At 64.6% G+C, this 14,108-nt stretch carries 8 protein-coding genes and 1 pseudogene; 1 reads left to right on the top strand and 8 read right to left on the bottom strand.

The window, feature by feature from the left end; all coding sequences use genetic code 11:
• Positions 1 to 306: 306 nt before the first annotated feature.
• The 3 genes from ACFFNA_RS34055 to ACFFNA_RS34045 all read right to left on the bottom strand — a co-directional run bounded on the left by ACFFNA_RS34055 (position 307) and on the right by ACFFNA_RS34045 (position 7,142).
• A complete protein-coding gene (locus tag ACFFNA_RS34055; RefSeq protein ID WP_378924250.1) occupies positions 307 to 1,248 on the bottom strand; it encodes a DUF2493 domain-containing protein in 942 nt (313 codons plus the stop codon).
• Between the two features lie 260 nt (positions 1,249 to 1,508).
• Positions 1,509 to 2,558: a DUF7146 domain-containing protein gene (locus ACFFNA_RS34050; RefSeq protein WP_378924248.1), complete on the bottom strand. Its 1,050-nt coding sequence runs from the start codon at positions 2,556 to 2,558 to the stop codon at positions 1,509 to 1,511.
• Positions 2,559 to 2,570: 12 nt separating this feature from the next.
• Positions 2,571 to 7,142: a strawberry notch-like NTP hydrolase domain-containing protein gene (locus tag ACFFNA_RS34045; protein WP_378924246.1), complete on the bottom strand. Its 4,572-nt coding sequence runs from the start codon at positions 7,140 to 7,142 to the stop codon at positions 2,571 to 2,573.
• A gap of 176 nt (positions 7,143 to 7,318) precedes the next feature.
• On the opposite strand from ACFFNA_RS34045, the gene ACFFNA_RS34040 reads away from it, so the two are divergent.
• Positions 7,319 to 8,512, top strand: a complete 1,194-nt coding sequence (locus ACFFNA_RS34040) for a DUF1173 domain-containing protein (protein ID WP_378924251.1) — start codon at positions 7,319 to 7,321, stop codon at positions 8,510 to 8,512.
• 26 nt (positions 8,513 to 8,538) lie between these two features.
• Here the strand turns inward: ACFFNA_RS34040 and ACFFNA_RS34035 are convergent, their stop codons facing one another.
• The 5 genes and pseudogenes from ACFFNA_RS34035 to ACFFNA_RS34015 all read right to left on the bottom strand — a co-directional run.
• Positions 8,539 to 9,228, bottom strand: coding sequence for a transposase (locus tag ACFFNA_RS34035; RefSeq protein ID WP_378924245.1), 690 nt, complete (start codon positions 9,226 to 9,228; stop codon positions 8,539 to 8,541).
• A 409-nt stretch (positions 9,229 to 9,637) separates the two neighbouring features.
• Complete coding sequence (locus tag ACFFNA_RS34030; RefSeq protein ID WP_378924243.1) at positions 9,638 to 10,267, bottom strand: DUF1419 domain-containing protein; 630 nt, start codon at positions 10,265 to 10,267, stop codon at positions 9,638 to 9,640.
• 234 nt (positions 10,268 to 10,501) lie between these two features.
• Positions 10,502 to 10,894 carry a hypothetical protein gene (locus ACFFNA_RS34025; protein ID WP_378924241.1) on the bottom strand — a complete coding sequence of 131 codons (393 nt, stop codon included), beginning with the start codon at positions 10,892 to 10,894 and terminating at the stop codon, positions 10,502 to 10,504.
• Between the two features lie 66 nt (positions 10,895 to 10,960).
• The gene (locus tag ACFFNA_RS34020) at positions 10,961 to 13,114 is read right to left on the bottom strand and encodes a ParB/RepB/Spo0J family partition protein (RefSeq protein ID WP_378924239.1); all 2,154 of its coding nucleotides are present in this window, start codon (positions 13,112 to 13,114) and stop codon (positions 10,961 to 10,963) included.
• A gap of 169 nt (positions 13,115 to 13,283) precedes the next feature.
• Positions 13,284 to 14,012, bottom strand: a pseudogene (locus ACFFNA_RS34015) (DUF932 domain-containing protein); the annotation flags it as partial.
• Positions 14,013 to 14,108: the final 96 nt, after the last annotated feature.

Raw genomic sequence — 14,108 nt, 5'->3', positions numbered from 1 at the left:
AGTGCGCGACAGGCCGAGCAGCTCCGCGCCGCGGTCGATGATGGTGAGATCATCGTCGCGAAACCGCATCGAGACGGGTGTTTCCTTCCTCGTGGCCGTAGTGGCCATGGCGCGCTCCTGTGCTGCGGACGTATATACGTAATTGTAACGCGGAGTGCAATACGACATTTCCTGGCTGAATGCTCACCGCGGCGATACCATCTAGGGGGTGCCGTTCTTCGCGCGCGGCTTCGGTGCGCTGTGCGCGGGCCAAACCCGACCGCGCCCGGTCGGGTTCGATGATGCGGATGCGAGGAAACCGGCGCTTTACACGCCGCCCTCCGCGAACCGCCAGACGGGGATGCCCAGGCGGCGGGCCTTGTCGGCGAGGTTCTGTGTGATGCCGGAGCCGGGAAAGACGATCAGGCCGTAGGGCACCACCGAGAGCAGCTGATCGTTGCGGCGGAACGGTGCGGCCTTGGCGTGCCGGTTCCAGTCCGGCTTGAAGGCGATCTGCGTGACCTTGCGGTTCTCGGCCCAACAGGCGGCGATGCGCTCGGCGCCGCGCGGGCTGCCACCGTGGAGCAAAACCATGTCCGGGTGCTTCTCACGGGCCTTGTCGAGCGCGTCCCAGATCCTATCGTGATCGTTAAAGTCGAGGCCGCCGGCGAAAGCGATCTTGGTGCCGGCCGGCACCAGAACCTCGGTGTCTGCGCGGCGGCGCGCGGCGAGGAAGTCTCTGGAGTCGATCACCGCCGCTGTCATCGCCTGATGGGAGACCTTGGATCCGGTGCGCGGCCGCCATGCCGATCCGGTCTGCGCCTCGTAGAGGTCGGCGGCTTCGTCGCGCATGATTTCCAGCACGTTGCGACGCTCGATGTAGGTGATGCCTTCGCCCGTGAGCCGTTCCAACTCGACGGACTTCACCTCCGAGCCGTCCTGTTCGCTCTGGCTCGAACGCTGCGCATCCTCGTTGCGGTCGAGGCTGCGGGCGACGCGTTCGGCGGCGCGATGGAAGACGTTGGTAAAAGACCAGAGCAGGTCGTCGAGATCGGGTTCGAGCCTGGTGTCGCCGAGCATGCCGGCAAAGGTTTCGACGATCCCGGCAAGACCTGCCCGGATCACCTCGTCGTCGGGCAGAGGGCGCGGGTCCGGCTCGTCCTGATGCGGACGATGACCGTACATCTGCAGTTCGAGGATGACGCGGTCGGTCGGCGAGGAGGCGTGATAGGGCTCGTGGACGTCGTCGAAAGGAAGCTCGTAGGTCATGGGGTGTCTCCGTCGGTCGAGGCCGCGCCGATCGCGGCCTGACAGCGCATCCCCGCCGCGCCCCGGGCGCGGCCGCACCGAAGGCCGAAGCGCAAGCGGAGGACGGCGCAGCCGTTGCGGCAGTGACCGGGGGGTGGCAGGGGTCGCCTCTCAGGCAGGCCGCGGGCGCGGCCCCTCCGGCGGACCGCCGCCATGCCTGCAAACCTTCCGGTGACGCCGCCCCTGCCCGCCCGGACAACTTGCCGGTTTGTTTGGGCCGCTCATCCGGACGGCAGAAAGAGACGGGCATCATCCGGGATGAGCTGGCCCCGCAGCCAAGCCACGAGGCGGGCCGGGCCGAGCTGGCGGAGATCGTCGTTGAAGTCGCCGAGCCGCGGCTGCAGCACCAGGGCGAGGATCCCGGCCTCGCCTGCTCGCTGGCTGAGACGCTCGATGCCTTGCCGGCCGGCGGCGTCCGCATCTGCCGCGATGTAGAGGCGGGTACAGCCGTGCGGGAAGATGAGGCCGGCGAGGTGATTGGCCGAGGTGGCGGCTGCCACCGGCAGGGCCGGCATCACCGTCCGGAGCGAGGCCATCGTCTCAAAACCCTCGCCGGCAGCCATGACCGGAACAGGCGTACCGGGCTGGAAGCCAAGCCAGATGCCGTTACCCAGAAGGTGGCCCAGCGAGCGCCGTGGATCGGCGACCCGCGCCTTGCCATTGCCCGCAGGATCAAGCCAGGTCCGTTGCAGGCCGGTGATGCGACCATCGAGGCCGCTGACCGCCGCGATCAGGGCGGGAAGCGTCCGCGTCTCGCCCGTCACGAAATCCCGGTAATAGCAGGCGGGATGGAAGCGCAGGGCGAGCTCGCGCGTGGAAAGCAGAATGCCGCGGCCGGCAACGTAACGCTCGGCCAGCGTGCCGGCGATCGGCTGCGACATGGCGAACAGGCGACGCGCGGCGTCGGGCGAACCGCGTGCCGCGGCAGGTTGGCGCTGCGCTCCAAGGGTCTGAGACTGCAGTCGGGACCGCGGCATGGCGAGGAAGCGACGCGCCTCGTCCGCGACCTCGCGGAAGTCCGTGAGGTCGCAGCTCGCCTCGATCACGTCGAGCAGGTCGCCATGTTCGCCGCTTTGCTCATCGACCCATTTGCCTGCTGGTCCTTTCGCATTGGCTTTCAGGCGGACGTGCATGGAGCGGCCGCGCGTGTTGCGCACGTCGCCGACAATCCAGTGATTGCCCGAGCGATGACCGTTGGAAAGATATTCGCGGCACACCGCCTCGGCATGATCGCCAAGGCGGTGTGCCAGATCGGAAGCCGAGCCGGTCATGGTCGCGGCCCCTCAAGCCGCTGCCGCACGGTCGGTGACACCGACCAGCGTATGGCGATCGAGGAGCGAGGCCAGGATGGCGGACCCTTGCGCGGCCGTCGGGATGAACAGCCTCAGCTTCCAGGAGATGATTTCGGAGATCAGCCCCAGCGCCTTCAGCCGGGGAACCATCGCATCGGTGAAGCCGATCAGCTCGACACGGTAGTGGTTCATGACCCGGCTGCGACGGAGGATAAGGCCATCCGCGAGCTGCAGCCCGATCTTGCCTTCCACGAGCCCGGTCCAGGCCTCTTCTGGCGCGAGCGTCGGCACATCGTCGAGACCCAGGTTCCGGAACAGGGTCGCCACCAGCGTCGATGCGATGTGACGCCCGATGATGCGCTCGCCGGCATCGGTCTGGATGCGGTAGACTTGGCAGTCGTGGTCCGGCAGCCGCCGCCAGATCGGCAACAGAAGGCCGGTGACGATGTGGAAGGTGCTCGTCGTGAACTCCGGGACGGCGGCGACTTCAGTCTGCCAGAGGTCACAGAACAGGTTTCGCTCGGCCGGCTGCCAGTGCGTTTCGGCAAGGGCGTCGAGGCCAAAGCGCAGCTCGTCGGTTGGCCGCAGCAGGCGGACGCGGTGTTCGACGGTCCCGTCGTCGAGCATCAGGCTCGCCGTCGGAAGCTGTATCGCCGCGCGGCTCGAACGGGTGTTCACCAGCATGACGGATTGGGGCTCGGCGCGCGCAATCGCCAGTGCATCGACAAGGCCGAGCGGTCGGATGCGGTCCTTGCGCGCGACGGTCAGCACATGCGACTGCGCGCCCGAGACCGGGTGTGTGTAAACAGTCCTACGATCCGTGACGACGATGCTCTCCGCCGCGATCGTCTCCAGTCCCTTGTCATAGTTGCCGGCAGCGATGGCGCCTTCGACCTTCGCCGTCATCAACTGCTCGAACACCTCGAACAGCAGGTTCTGGGTTTCGATGCGCAACGCAAGCAGCCGATTGAGCCAGGTTGTGATCGGCGGCAGTTCGTCGCGCAGCCCACCTTCGTCGGTGGTTAGCGACAAGCCGGTGACCGCTTCGAAGGTGGTGAGCGAGCAGCCCTCGATCTTGCCCTGGTGGAGCAGATAGTAGAATTGGCGCAGCGCGGCGCGGGCATAGGGGCTTTCAAGATTGTCCTCGGCGCGAAACAGCCCTGCCCCGCCAGTCTGGCGCTGGCCACGCGTGATCGCGCCCAGCGTGTCGAGCCGCCTGGCTATCGTCGACAGGAACCGCTTGCCGGCCTTCACATTGGCGGCCATGGGCCGGAATAGCGGCGGCCTCGCCTGGTTGGTGCGGTGCGTCCTCCCGAGACCCTGAATGGCGTTGTCGGCGCGCCAGCCGGCCTCGAGCAGGTAGTGCTTGCGCAGTCTCTGGTTTTTTGCGCCGAGATCGGCGTGATAGGAGCGGCCGGTGCCGCCGGCGTCGGAAAAGACCAGCACGCTCTTGTCGTCATCCATGAAGCTTTGCGTCTCGGTGAGGTTGGCCGAACCGGGACGGTTCTCGACGGCAAGCCGGTCGACGCCGTCGCGGCCGGTCTTCTTCACGATGCGCCGCGAGCGGCCTGTAACCTCGGCAACGACATCGGTGCCGAAGTGATGGAGGATCTGGTCGAGCGCGCTGCCGACCGGTGGCAGCGACGCGAGTTTTTCGATCATCTCGTCGCGCCGGCGCACCGCTTCGCGGCATTGGACGGGATTGCCGTCCGCGTCATGGACGGGCCGCGAAGTGACGTTGCCCTCGGCGTCCGAGTACTCTTCGAACAGCTGCGTCGGGAAGGAGTGCGTCAAATACCCTCCTACGTACTCACGCGGCGTGACATCAACGTGGAGATCCGACCATTCCTCGGTGGGGATGTCGGCCAGCCTCCGTTCCATCAGCGCCTCGCCGGTGGAGACGATCTGCACGACTGCCGAATGACCGTCACCGCGGTCCTGTTCGATCGCGCCGATCAGCGTCGGCGTCATCATCGATGTGATAAGGTGGTTGAAGAAGCGCTGCTTGGTGCTCTCGAAGGCCGATCGCGCCGCCGCTTTGGCGTTGCGGTTGAGCGTGGCGGAATCGCTGGTGATGTTGGCCGCCTCGAGCGCTGCGATCAAGTTGTTGTGGATGACCTGGAAGGCGTCGGCATAGGCATTGTAGATGCGGATCTGCTCCTCTGTCAGCGCGTGCTCGAGGAGGTCGTATTCGACGCCGTCATAGGAGAGCGAACGCGACATATAGAGGCCGAGCGATTTGAGGTCGCGGGCGAGCACCTCCATGGCCGCGACACCGCCGTCCTCGATGGCCGCGACGAACTCGGCCCGGTTGGCGAACGGAAAATCCTCGCTGCCCCAGATGCCGAGACGTTGCGCATAGGCCAGGTTTTCCACGGCGGTCGCACCGGTCGCCGACACGTAGACGACACGGGCATCGGGCAGCGCGTGCTGCAGGCGCAGGCCCGCTTTGCCCTGCTGCGAGGGAGCGACGTCGCCGCGTTCGCTTTTTCCCCCGGCGGCGTTTGCCATGGCGTGCGCCTCATCGAAGATGATGACGCCATCGAAAGACCTTTTGGCCCGCGTCGGACCTTCGGCCCTCCCCGCCCCGTTCTCTCCAGTCCCTGTCGCGCCTCCGACCCTCCCCGCCGAGTTTTCTTCAGTCCCAGTCGGGCCTTCGGCCCTCCCCGCCTCTTGTCCAACCCATTCGAGGATCTGGGCGATGCGGGACTTCTTGCCCTCGCGCTCCTGCGAGCGGAGCGTCGCGTAGGTTGTGAACAGGATGCCCTCGGCAAGGCGGATCGGCGTGCCCTGCCGATAACGCGAGAGCGGCTGGACGAGAAGCCGTTCCTGGCCGAGCGCTGCCCAGTCGCGCTGGGCGTCCTCCAGGAGCTTGTCGGATTTTGAGATCCATAGTGCTCGCCGACGGCCCTGCAGCCAGTTGTCGAGAATAATGCCGGCGACTTGTCGTCCCTTGCCGCAGCCGGTGCCGTCGCCCAAGAACCATCCGCGACGGAACCGGACCGTGTTCTCGGCGGCTTCGGGGGCGGCCGAGACGACGTCGCAGGTGTCGTCCACCGTCCAGGTGCCGGCGAGATGGCCGGAATGGGCCTCACCGGCGTAGATGACGCTTTCGATCTGGGCGTCGGACAGCAGGCCCTCTTGGACGACGGCCACAGGTAGCAACGGGCGATAGGCAGGCCGGGGCGGTTCGACCGCCGCCATCGCCGCCGACTGCACAAGCGGCGTCGGATGTGGCTTCGCCTGGGGAATATGGATCGCCTGGAGGGCGTAGGGCTCATAGATCGTGTCGGTGAGCCGGCCGCCTTTCTCCGGCATCCAGTCCCTCAGTTCATAGGCAAGGGGGACAGCCGGGGTGCTTGCCATCACCGGGCGGGCAGGCGCGGTCCGGGCCGCTGGGCGAACCGGCTGCCCGGTCTTTGGGACAGAGGCAGGCGTGGACCTGGCCGCGGACCGCCCAGCCATGCGCAAGGCGGTGTCGCGCAGGATGCCGCTCGCGAGAGCGCCGATCGAGTTCGGATAGGCGCCCGGCGTCCGCGGCGGCAGATCGGAGATCCACGAGAGCAATGTCTCGGCATTCATGGCCTTTCCCGGCGAGGCGACGAACCGGGAAGGGTCGGCCGCGGGCACCTTGTCGATGACGGTCAGCCGGGTTTCGGCCGTGGTTCCATGGCGGGCATAGACGCGGCCGTCGATCGCAGCGGTGAAGAGAACGGTGCCGTGCTCCTGCAGTCGTTCGAAGGCAGGCATCCACTTGGGATTTTCTGGTGAGATCCCGGTGCCGGTGATGGCGACAAGGCGGCCGCCCGGGCGCAGTCGCGCGAACGCCGAGGACAGGTGCCGCCACGCCGCATCGGCGACGTGGCCATCGACATGAGCGCCAACAGTGAAGGGCGGGTTCATCAACACGATGGAAGGCTGGATGTCCGCATCGAGATGATCGTCGATATGCGCGGCGTCGTGCCGTGAGACGGGGACGCGCGGAAACAGCAGGCCGAGAAGGTCGGCGCGTGTCGCGGCAAGCTCGTTGAGGGCAAGCGAAGCCCGGGCTGTTTCGGCATGGATGGCGAGAAGGCCCGTGCCGGCAGAGGGTTCAAGAACAAGGTCTAAAGCCGTGATCGCCGCGGCATGGGCGGTGACAAACGCGAGCGGCAGCGGCGTCGACAGCTGCTGCATCGCCTGGCTCTCGTCCGAGCGCCGTGTATGGGTGGGAAGGAGTTCGGCAACGCGCTTCATCATCGTGAGCGTCGCCTGCGGCGACGTCGAGCGAGATAGGATCGTCGGGCCGAACCTGCGGATGAACAGGACCTGCGCGGCTTCGAGGGCTTCATAGGCGTCCTTCCAGACCCAAAAGCCTTGCGCATCGGTGCCGCCGAAGCTTTCCGTCATGGCGGCGCGGAGTGCGTTGCTGGTGACGAGCTTGCCCTGCTCGAGGCAGGGAAAAAGAAGCGTTGCCGCCTGGTGGATCGCCTGGGCGTTATGTTTGGCGATGGGAACGGGTGCCGGCGCGGCAAGGGGAGCGACCGTCCGGGCCACGGTCGATGTTGTCGTGACGATATTCATGAAGATGTCCTTCGCGAGAGGGGAATGGCCTGTGCGCCGGCACTCTCTCCGCGCCAGCCGGGCCGCACTCCTCCCGGCACCCCTCTCCCTCTGGAATGCACCAAACGGGTTGCGCTCAGCGCAAAGCCATGACTTGAATGCGCGGGATGCGGCGGCGACCTGGAGCTGCGGAGGTGATGCGAGGGTTCAGAATTGGCAGTGAGGTCTACGAGGAGGGAGCGCCTGACCTGCAGGCGGCGCTAGCGAACGCCTACGCCCGCAGGGAGCGTCCACTATGCCTGTGCCGTGAGCCCGGCTGCCCGATGTATGTCGCCCGCATCGGCGACCTCTACCTGATCAAGCGCATGCCGCTCAGCGGCGGCGGGCACGAGTCTTCCTGCGATTCCTACGAGTCCCCTTACGAACTGTCCGGGCTGGGCGCCTTGATGGGCAGCGCGATCCAGCTCGATCAGCAAAGCGGCATGGCGGCTTTGAAACTCGATTTCAGCCTGTCGAAGACGGGCGGGCGGGCAGCGTCCATGCCTGCTGGCCAAAACTCCGCCAGTGTAACCGGAGATCCCAGGAGGATGTCACTACGTGGCCTCCTTCACTATCTCTGGCACGAGGCCGAATTGACGGTCTGGACATCCAGATGGGCCGGCAAGCGACATTGGTGGAATGTCCGCTGGCATCTTCTGGAGGCTGCCGGGCAAATGACGGTGAGGGGTGGACCGCTCGCGGATATCCTGTTCGTCCCCGAGCCGTTCCGGGCCGAGAACAGGCAAGCGATTGAACAGCGTCGCAACACGGTCCTTGCTCCAGCACTACCGCCGAAATCCGGTCCACGAAAGTTGCTGGTCCTGGTCGGTGAAGTGAAGGAGATCGTGCCAGCCCGATCCGGTCAGAAACTTGTCATCAGGCATTTGCCCGGTTTTCCCTTCATCATCGATGACGCATTGCATCGGCGTTTGCAGGCACGTTTCGAGAAGGAATTGTCGCTGTGGGAAGCGGATTCGAGTTCACATCTGATAGTGATCGCGACGTTCGGGCTCAATCCGGCCGGCCTCGCCATTGTCGAGGAGATCGCGCTGATGGTGGTGTCCGAGAACTGGATTCCCTACGAGACGGTCCCTGAGAAGAGGCTCGTCGATGCGCTGGCCCGTCTTCGCGAGAAGAGCGTGAAGGGATTGCGCTACGACCTGCAGCCCGACCAGCCGATCGCTAACGCATTGCTTCAGAACAGGGAGGAGCCAATCGCGTTCTTTGTCGTCCCGGCCGGAACAGATGGCACGTTCGAGGCTTCGCTCGACGAGATGATCGCCGCGCGACCGGAGATCGGCTCTTGGGTATGGCGGGTCGGCGATGGCGATATGCCGCCACTGCCAGTTTGATCGTCGCGCGGTCCTTCGTTGGCGGGTTAGGCGAGGCCTAGCTTCTTCTTCAGCTCGGCATTCTCTTTGCGCAAACGGTCCGCAAGCAGGTTCTTCAGTCGCTTGTTCTCTTCCTCGAGCGCGAGCAGATCCCTGAGGTCGCCGCTATCCTGGGCAGGCGCTGCGGCCTTCTTCCAGAGATAATAGGTCTGTTCGGATATACCGGCCTGACCGACGGCGTGCTTGAGGGTAGCGCCGCCGGCAATCGAGTTACCGATCTGGGCAAGCCTTTGCGAGCGTTCGATCCGGGAGTAGACTTTTCGCCCGGTCCGGACCGCTGCAGCTGGGGCTTCGACTGCCTTCGAAGCAGGCTTGGCGCCATTCTTTCGGGGAGGCTGTTTGGGCTCAGCCTTTGCCTTTCTCGGCCGTAAGATTTTCTTTTTCGTCTCGAGCGGGTTCGGCGTGGCAGATGCTTCCATAGTACCTTGGCGTGATTGAGCTTCCTGAGGATCGGCCATGTAAGGCTCCGCTTTCTGATTGGGTTGATCTTCTGCATCGATAGACCCGACGACGGTGTCAACCGGCCGAGGATTTGGCAGAAACACTACCTCTGCATCCTTGGCCACCTCGGCCGCAATAGCGGACAGGTCAACATCACCCCAAATGGGACGACCCTGTTTTTGAACGCCGCGCTTTTGTTTAACCTCTACGATGAATGGTCGGGTCTGTTGCTTCATATGCCTTTCCTGGTGAGAAACGATTTGCCGATAGATCGCTGTCTCTCGGGTAGAGCTTTATAGAAAGAGCCCGCGGGAGGGCAAGTGTCGTTTTCAACCGATTAATCCTCGTGGGGATGGCACGCTGGCCGCTATCTCAGCCTTCCTCATCCAAGCCGCGGCCGAATGGCTTGCCGATATTTCCCACGCGCAAGCTGGCCGGTGCCGCTCGGCAAAGTCGCGCCCGCGGGAAGGCCGGGTTCGATGCATCGTTCAACCAGCCGCACGAAACAGAAGCCATCGCAACGCTGGAGGTTGGCCGCGAGGCGGGGCATTCCAGACCTCGCCCAGCAATTGCCGAAGGCGCAGGTCCGGCATGCCCAGGTCGAACGCGCTTGATAGATGCGCATATTCGCCTCGTGGCGGCGGCTTACGAGGGGTCCGCATCGTTGCCCCCTCTCCTTCTACTGCGTTCGCGTATCGCGGGCATGCGGCTGTCGATTTCGTCGTCCGACAGATCCTCGAGCAGTTTCAGGATCGTGCCGTCGCGGCCGTCATCGACCAACACTGCACGCTTGCCGTGATGCTCGACGGGCCAGGCGTCGGGATTGATTTCGCCGGCTATTCCCTTGAAGTCCGGATGCGTCGTGTTCCAGATGGCCTCGAGCTTTTCCTCTCGGGTCATGCTGTCGGTCGCGCCCGTCTCGTGGGCGATGATGGCGGCCCGCATCTTGTCTGGGGATTGCCGATCCGAGAGGTCGCAAAAGCCGTGATACCAGCGTTCGCGGCCCCGGATCCTGATCTCGAAAAACACACTGGTGACGCTGCCGGCCTTGAATTCCGAAATGCCGAACAGCCCGGACCTTTGGAACAGAGGCGGCAGGAGTCCGAGCATAAAATGGTAGGAGGAGGCCTCGATCTGGAACCACTCACCTGAATACGGCGTGCCGGAAAGCGGATCGAGGTCGGCGTTGTCCTTGTGTCGATTGAACAGCTGGAACATGTGCTCGCGCGTGGCAACGCCGACGAGCACCTTCCTGAAGGATGGATTTGAGGTCATGGCGGTTGGCTCCTGAAGCAGATCGACACCGCGCGGCGTGACCTGAAGACGAAAGAGCCCGGCACGATGGCCGGGCTCGGATGAATCGGAATTGTGGTCTTCGATGGTCCCCTGGAGGATCGGGGGCGTTCCGCGCTTGCCGTGATCGTCTTCCGATATCCCTCCTTGGAGAGCTCTGCGGCGCCGTGCGGTTAACAGGCGCCGCCGCAGGCTTCGGATGTCGGGGCTGTGGCCTCAGGCGGCGCGGCGGTCTGCGGAAAGAGATGGACCCCGTCCGATGCCGGTGATGGCGCGGACGGCCGCGGCGAGGGCCGCAATGTCATCGAGCATGCCGAGCGCGACAAAATGGTTGGCCCCGCCTGTGTAGTCCTTGCGGGACTTGCAGGTCCGGATCAGGACGCCGTGGCCCGAGGAAAGCCCGAACTGGCCGACCTGGATATAGGCGCGGTCATAATGCAGGGTGATTTCCCCGGAAACGGCGATGCCCGCCTTATTGGAGCGCAAGTCAAAGCTGCCTGGCGGAAGTGCAAGCTCGGCAGCGAGCTTCTTCAGCCGTGAGCGGGCTGTCGTGTGAAAACGTCTCTTCTGCTGTTCGTCGTAGGAGCAGCTTCGGTTCCAGTCGAACATGTCGATCTCCATGAAAGCGAACAGGCCCGGCGGAGGTGCCGGGCCTGGTGGGGAGCGGGAGGCCGACTATTCGGCGGCCTGGAGATGGTCCGTCTCGTCGCCGTCGATGGTCACCGGCTCATCGGAGGACGGATCCGCATCGTCGGCGAGGAAGGCCGGCAGTTCGGCCGCATCGCCATCGAGCGTCGCCTCGTCCGACGTTTCGCCGGCGATTGCGCCGCCGCCATTGGCAGCCGCGTCTTCGACCTCGAGGCGCAGCGGCTCCGGCAGCCAGTTCGATCCCTCGAGAAGTCGGGCGGCCTCACGGGCCATGATCTCCTTCTTCATGTGGTCGATCAGCTGCGCGGAGTCTTGGCCACGGGCTTCGCGGACAGCCTGCAGAATCCGCGCCTTGGTGAGGCGCCCGAGGAACTCGACCGTGGGCGTCCAGCCGGCGTCGACCATATCGAACTGAAGTGAGTTGGCCAGGACGTCGGCATGCTCGAGCGCCCGCGGCCGCCTGTTCCACGGTTCGACCACCGCATTGAGGGTCAGCGAGACGCAGTGGGCGAACAGCGCCTTGCGGCTTGCCTCGTCGAGGCCGAGAAGGAAGTCCCACAGGCCGTCCGTCTCATCGGGCAGCTCACGGTCCCAGGCTTCGTGCCGCTCGGCGATTTCCTTCGCCCAGGAGGTCTCGGCAAGCCCGTCGACCTGACTGAAGCTGCCGCTCTTCAGGCTGATCTCAAGGCAGCTGTCCGGCGCGAAGCGATAGAAGACCTGCAGGACGAAGGCATGGAGTGCCGCGAAGAAGGCGATGTCGGCGTCGCCGGCGAGCGCATTGCGCAGCGCCAGCGTCCGCTGTGCGGTCAGGTCGAAGACGAGCCGATCGGGCAGCGGCTTGATGCCGTCCTCCTCGCCGTCGTCGCCAGAGCTGTCATCCACCGGCTTGCCGTTGACGACAACACCATCGTCGTCGCCGTCGCCGTCGCCGTTAGACCGGGCTTCGCCCTCGGCGTCCCCTTCCTCGCGCTCATCGCCACCGCCGGTCTCGGGACGGGGCTCGTCCTCGGCGCGCACGAAACCGGCCTCGACCTGGAGCTTGCCGTGCGCGGCAAGCGTCACGAACACACCGGCAATGCCCTTCTGGGCGGGGTCGTAGCTTTGAGGACGGTCGTCGATCGCATCGAGCTCGGCGCCCAGCTGGTCGAGCTTCGCCTCGATTGCCTCGTCGGCATCCTCGGCCGCGGCATAGTCCGCATCGAGCTTGTCGTGTTCGGCCTTCAGCGCGTCGTAGCGTTTGATCTCCTCGGCGCTGAGCTCCTGGGCTTCGGCGTAGATGCGCCGCATGCCGGAGGTGTGGCCATAGGGAAAGCTGATCGCCGCCTCGACCCATTTCCAGCCTTCAGCACGGATCGCCTCGGCATCCACCTTCAGCTTGTCGAAGACCAGCTGCTCGAGCAGTGCTGCATCCTGGAACCAGCCGCCGGAATCCTGCTCGAACAGGTCGCGCAGGACAACGCCGCCGGCTGCCTCATAGGCTTCCGCGCCGACATAGACGGCCCGGCGATCGTCTGCGCGTACCGTCGTCTCGGTCAGCAGGCGTCTGATGTAGTAGGGTTCCTGCGTGTGCGAGTTGGATATCCGCTCCCAGATCTGCTCCTGGCGCGCGTGGTCGTCCGAGATCGAGAACGCCATGACCTGCTCGAGCCGGATTTCGTCCTTCTCGTAGAGATCGAGAAGTTTCGGTGACACCGAGGCCAGCCGCAGGCGCTGCCTCACCGTCGCCGGCGATACGAAGAAGCGGGCGCCGATCTCGTCCGGATCGAGGCCCTGATCGCTGAGCGTCTTGAAGGCCCGAAACTGATCGAGCGGATGGAGGTCGGCGCGCCGCAGGTTTTCGGCAAGCGAATCCTCTTCGGCCGAGGTCTCTTGCCTGCGGTTGACGATGCAGGGGATCGGCTCGTTCTTCGCCAGCCGCTTCTGCTTGATGAGGATGCCGAGCGCGAGATAACGCCGGCCGCCGGCGGGCACCTCGAACGTGCCGGTTTCCTCGCCATCGCCGTCGAGCACGGGACGGACGTTCAGGCTTTGCAGGAGCTTGCGCCGGCTGATGTCTTCGGCAAGCTGCTCGACGGAAACGCCGTCCTTGATGCGTCGAACATTCTTCTGCGACAACATCAGCTTGTCGTAGGGGATGTTCTCCGCGGCGTTCATTGCGATCTTCTGAATGGCCTTTGCCATGGTCAGGGTCTCCATGACGGGCGGCCCGGGGCCACTCCCCGAACCTCCAAGCCCGTCACGAAACCTCCCCTCCCCCCTCTGCCTCTGCCGCCCGCGCGCGCGCGCCGGCCGCACGGGCAGCCGCGCACTCGACTGTGGAGGGAGGGTGCATCGCCGACGCGGTATGGAATCAGGCTGCGAGGTCGAGGAGCTTCTTGGCCTTGCCTTCCATATCCAGCCGTACGTCCTGATGCTCCTTGTCCCGAGCGACGCGCGTAATGCCCTGGACAAAATCGAAGACCGTCTCGGGTGGCCGCCCCTCCTCTGTGAGCACGGTATCGATGATCTTGGTGGTCTCGGTTTTTGAAAAACCACGCTTGCGCAGGAAGCTCTGGCGATCATCATCGTCTCGGGCGACGATCCGTTCTCGCGCGGCCTTGATGCCGTTGACAAAGGGCATCGGCGAGGAATCCGCGAACTGGATCAGCGCCGGCTCCGCTTCGAGGGCGAAGCGCGAAGCGGCATATTTGGAGTGCCGGATGGTGATTTCCTCGAAATCTTCGACGCCCCACAAATTGCGGTTCTGACACACGGCGCGCAGATAGAAGCTGGCGATTCCGAGCGTACGGGCACCAACTTCGGAGTTCCAGCAATAGAAACCACGGAAGTAGAGATCCGGCTCTCCGTTCGGCAGCCTGCCGGCTTCAATCGGATTGAGGTCGTCGACCAGGAACAGGAAGACGTCACGATCAGACGCATAAAGCGTCGTCGTGTCCTTCGAGATATCGACATTGGGATTGTAGATTCCCGTCGACCAGTCGAGCACGCCCGGAACTTTCCAGCGCGTGTCGCCGGTGCCGTTGCCGGCGATCTTTCGTACGGCCTCGACAAGTTCGTGGTCAAAGATCCTGCCATTATCCAGACTCTGTGTACCGTCTTACGGCGGTGATCACAGGGGCCTATGATGATGCTTACGACACGCTTTTCCATTCAATGTGGAGCAGTGCGATTTCGC

The sequence above is a fragment of the Mesorhizobium kowhaii genome, assembly GCF_042431665.1.
GTDB classification, from domain to species: domain Bacteria; phylum Pseudomonadota; class Alphaproteobacteria; order Rhizobiales; family Rhizobiaceae; genus Mesorhizobium; species Mesorhizobium kowhaii.
This window is presented reverse-complemented; position numbering and strand designations above follow the sequence as displayed.

Bases quoted from the DNA above. Each gene is read 5' to 3' on its own strand.
- ACFFNA_RS34040 (WP_378924251.1), top strand. From the start codon at position 7,319: ATGCGAGGGTTCAGAATTGGCAGTGAGGTCTACGAGGAGGGAGCGCCT.
- ACFFNA_RS34020 (WP_378924239.1), bottom strand. From the start codon at position 13,114: ATGGCAAAGGCCATTCAGAAGATCGCAATGAACGCCGCGGAGAACATC.
- ACFFNA_RS34055 (WP_378924250.1), bottom strand. From the start codon at position 1,248: ATGACCTACGAGCTTCCTTTCGACGACGTCCACGAGCCCTATCACGCC.
- ACFFNA_RS34045 (WP_378924246.1), bottom strand. From the start codon at position 7,142: ATGAATATCGTCACGACAACATCGACCGTGGCCCGGACGGTCGCTCCC.
- ACFFNA_RS34030 (WP_378924243.1), bottom strand. From the start codon at position 10,267: ATGACCTCAAATCCATCCTTCAGGAAGGTGCTCGTCGGCGTTGCCACG.
- ACFFNA_RS34035 (WP_378924245.1), bottom strand. From the start codon at position 9,228: ATGAAGCAACAGACCCGACCATTCATCGTAGAGGTTAAACAAAAGCGC.
- ACFFNA_RS34025 (WP_378924241.1), bottom strand. From the start codon at position 10,894: ATGTTCGACTGGAACCGAAGCTGCTCCTACGACGAACAGCAGAAGAGA.
- ACFFNA_RS34050 (WP_378924248.1), bottom strand. From the start codon at position 2,558: ATGACCGGCTCGGCTTCCGATCTGGCACACCGCCTTGGCGATCATGCC.